3 protein-coding genes and 1 pseudogene are annotated in these 3,168 nt (G+C 64.7%); all 4 read left to right on the plus strand.

What is annotated here, in order from left to right; all coding sequences use genetic code 11:
• Nucleotides 1-189 (plus strand): hypothetical protein (locus VFE81_RS17885; protein ID WP_325045867.1); only part of this gene is annotated, 189 nt, incomplete at its 5' end.
• Between the two features lie 83 nt (nucleotides 190-272).
• The gene (folP, locus tag VFE81_RS17890) at nucleotides 273-1,172 is read left to right on the plus strand and encodes a dihydropteroate synthase (protein ID WP_325045868.1); all 900 of its coding nucleotides are present in this window, start codon (nucleotides 273-275) and stop codon (nucleotides 1,170-1,172) included.
• A gap of 28 nt (nucleotides 1,173-1,200) precedes the next feature.
• The gene (glmM, locus tag VFE81_RS17895; RefSeq protein WP_325045869.1) at nucleotides 1,201-2,559 is read left to right on the plus strand and encodes a phosphoglucosamine mutase; all 1,359 of its coding nucleotides are present in this window, start codon (nucleotides 1,201-1,203) and stop codon (nucleotides 2,557-2,559) included.
• A gap of 459 nt (nucleotides 2,560-3,018) precedes the next feature.
• Nucleotides 3,019-3,168 (plus strand): annotated as a pseudogene (locus VFE81_RS17900) (phosphate ABC transporter substrate-binding protein PstS); the annotation flags it as partial.

Here is a 3,168-nt window from a genome sequence, read left to right on the forward strand (position 1 = left end):
GACAAGGTCGAAGCGATGACCGCCGCACTGATGGAGTGGGAAACGATCGACGCTGATCAGATCAACGACATCATGGCAGGCCGTCCGCCGCGTTCGCCGAAGAGCTCGCCGCCGCCGGCAAGCGACGCCTCCTCGGGCGGCAGCCCGGGCACTGAGGTCAAGCCAGGCAGCGCGACCGCGCCGGCCTGATAGGCGATCAGTAAAAAGTGCGGGCCGGTGTGTTTCACACCGGCCCGTTTTGCGTTTATCCGTTTTACGTGATTGACCGCTACGTGTCAAAAGTCGAATTTCCTTTTTTCCCCACCCCCGAACCGCTGCAATGCGGCCGCTTCAAGCTGACCTTTGAACGCCCGTTGGTCATGGGCATCCTGAACGTCACGCCCGATTCTTTTTCCGACGGAGGCCAATACGCAATGCGTGGCGATGCGCTGCGCCAGGCCGAGTGCATGCTGCTCGACGGTGCGGACATCATCGACATCGGCGGCGAATCGACGCGCCCGGGTGCACCGCCGGTGCCGCTCGACGAAGAACTGGAGCGGGTGATCCCGCTGCTCGAACAACTGCACGGCGCGAATGTGCCGCTGTCGATCGATACCTACAAGCCGGAAGTGATGCGCCACGCGCTGGCCGCGGGCGCCGACCTGATCAACGATATCTGGGGCTTCCGCATGCCCGGTGCGGTCGACGCCGTTCGCGACAGTGAATGCGGTCTGTGCGTGATGCACATGCTTGGCGAGCCGCAGACCATGCAACTCGGTGAGCCCGCCTATGACGACGTGGTGAGCGAGGTTCGGCAGTTTCTCGAAGAACGGGTGGCCACCCTGAAGCAGGCGGGCATCGCCCGTGCGCGTATCAGCGTGGATCCGGGCTTTGGTTTCGGCAAGGCGGTGGTCGAACACAATTACGCGCTGCTCGCGCATCTGCCGGACACGGCGCCGCAGGCCGAACCGCCGTACCCCATTCTCGCCGGCATGTCGCGCAAGTCGATGGTCGGCGCGGTAGTCGGACGCCCGGCGCCAGAGCGCGTCGCGGGCAGCATCGCCGCAGCGGTGTGTGCCGCCGAACGCGGCGCGGCAATTCTGCGCGTGCACGACGTCGCGCAAACAGTGGATGCATTGAAAGTATGGGCGGCCATGCGCGACGCGGCGAATCATCGCCGCGCGCGCGGCTGAGTCCACAAGCCAAGGAGGAAGATAAAACATGGCACGTCGTTATTTCGGAACGGACGGGATTCGAGGCAAGGTTGGCGAAGGGCCGATTACGCCGGAGTTTGTATTGCGGCTCGGCTACGCCGCCGGCAAGGTGCTCGCGGGCGCGGATCGCTGGGCGAAGACGGGCACGCGCCCCACGGTGCTGATCGGTAAGGACACACGGGTGTCGGGCTATATGCTCGAAGCCGCGCTCGAAGCGGGCTTTTCGGCGGCGGGCGTCGACGTCATGCTGGCCGGGCCGATGCCGACCCCGGGCATCGCCTATCTGACGCGCGCATTGCGGCTCGCCGCGGGCGTGGTGATCAGCGCATCCCACAACCCGTATTACGACAACGGCATCAAATTCTTCTCCGCCGACGGCAACAAGCTGCCCGACGAAGTGGAATTGCAGATCGAAGAACAACTCGATCTGCCGCTCGCCTGCGCGGCGTCCGAGCAACTCGGCAAGGCGCGGCGCCTCGACGATGCGGCCGGCCGCTACATCGAATTTTGCAAGAGCACCTTTCCGGCAGCGTTCGACTTGCGCGGCCTGAAGCTGGTGGTCGATTGCGCGCACGGCGCCGCGTACGACGTCGCGCCGCATGTATTCCACGAACTCGGCGCCGATGTGATTCCTATCGGCGTTGCGCCGAACGGTTTCAACATCAATGACGGCGTGGGCGCGACCGCTCCGGACGCGTTGGTGCGCGCGGTGCGCGCGAACCACGCGGACCTCGGTATCGCACTCGACGGCGACGCCGACCGGCTGCAGGTCGTGGACGCGGCAGGGCGCCTGTATAACGGCGACGAACTGCTGTACGTGCTGGTCAAGGACCGGATGGCGACCGACGGCAAGGTGGAAGGCGCGGTCGGCACCCTGATGACCAACATGGCGGTCGAAGTCGCGCTGCAGCAAGCCGGCGTGAAGTTTGTCCGCGCGGCGGTGGGCGACCGCTACGTGCTCGAGCAGTTGCGTGAGCACGGCTGGCAACTGGGCGCAGAAGGCTCCGGTCATATTCTCTCCCTTGACCGCCATTCGACCGGCGACGGCATCGTGTCCGCCCTGCTGGTGCTGGCCGCGATGAAGCGCAGCGACAAAACGCTCGCCGAGCTGCTCCATGGCGTGACGCTGTTCCCGCAGAAGCTGATCAACGTGCGGATGCAGCCCGGCGCCGACTGGAAGGGCAGCGACGCGATCCGCAGCGCCATCAGCAAGGCCGAGGAAGCGCTGAACGGTCGCGGCCGTGTGCTCATTCGCGCTTCGGGCACCGAGCCTGTTCTACGCGTGATGGTCGAAGCGGAAAACGTCGACGACGCGGTTCGTCATTCCGACGCGATTGCCAGCGCGGTCAAGCAAGCTACGGCCTAAGCCACGCGGCTAGCCGGGGAGGCAAAAAACGACGGCGTCATAACGCCTTCCCGCCGCTAAATACGACAGCGGCGGGCGGCAAGCAACGTGTCCCGCCACAGGCCGCCCGAGGGCGGGCAACAGGCGCCGGCCGGGATTGCCCCGCCGTCGTCCCGCGAAGAGGGGCAAGTACTCCATCCTCGCGCCGCTAGCTGGCGAAGCTGCCAGCGACCCATCAAAACTGCCTCCCGCACCCCTCTCCCCGCACGCAAACGTTCGCGCCCCATCTTTTTCGCCTAATCTGTAGAGCGGTGCCCGCAACGCCGCCAAACCTGCAATTTGTCCGTGCAAACGCCTTTCACCCTGGTAATCTTACTGTCACATCCGTTTCACGATTAGTCACGTTACTGTCACAAAGAGACCCTAAGCTTCGCGGTGTTCGTGTTATTCGCTCACACCGCTCACACCCTTGGAGGTCTCATGAAATTGATGCAAACCGTGTTCGCTGGCGTCGCTGGCGCGCTTTTCGCGATCGCAGCGCAAGCCGCAGACATCACCGGCGCGGGCAGCACCTTCGCAGCACCGATCTACACGAAGTGGGCTGACGCCTACCAGAAGTCGGGCGGCGGC

Source organism: Paraburkholderia sp., from assembly GCF_035656215.1.
In the GTDB taxonomy this organism is placed as follows: domain Bacteria; phylum Pseudomonadota; class Gammaproteobacteria; order Burkholderiales; family Burkholderiaceae; genus Paraburkholderia.

Coding starts and splice junctions, on each gene's coding strand:
- glmM (WP_325045869.1), top strand. CDS start 1,201: ATGGCACGTCGTTATTTCGGAACGGACGGGATTCGAGGCAAGGTTGGC.